Annotated in this window: 1 protein-coding gene; it reads right to left on the bottom strand. The window is 56.1% G+C overall.

Annotated features, from left to right (window positions below; all coding sequences use genetic code 11):
* Positions 1-351: hypothetical protein (locus tag FJA49_RS18285; RefSeq protein ID WP_158629422.1), on the bottom strand; the 351-nt coding region annotated here is incomplete at both ends.

Here is a 351-nt window from a genome sequence, read left to right as displayed (position 1 = left end):
CCGGGTTAAGCCCTGCTGCGATTACATTGATATTGTGGCTGCTCATCGTGAAGGTATGCGTGGCACCCCCTACGCAGGCAGTATAGTTCGGTATCGGGTTGGCCAGCGCAGGAAGCGGGTGAACGATTAGCTCGAGCTCCACTATCTGGTAGCATTTCTTCGCCGCCGGGTTGTTGGCGTTTGTCGTCATCAGCACGTATATCGTTCCCGATGGGCCGTCATAGTCCGTTGGGTCAGGGATGGCGTTAGGGTATGTCGTGCCCTGGATGCCGTCCGCTTCCGCCTGGTTGCGGTCCGTATAGTAGAAGAAGTCTACGCTCGCAGGGTTCGTGTTGTTCCTGATATAGGTCT

This window comes from Flavobacterium microcysteis (assembly GCF_006385255.1).
GTDB classification, from domain to species: domain Bacteria; phylum Bacteroidota; class Bacteroidia; order Flavobacteriales; family Flavobacteriaceae; genus Flavobacterium; species Flavobacterium microcysteis.
This window is presented reverse-complemented; position numbering and strand designations above follow the sequence as displayed.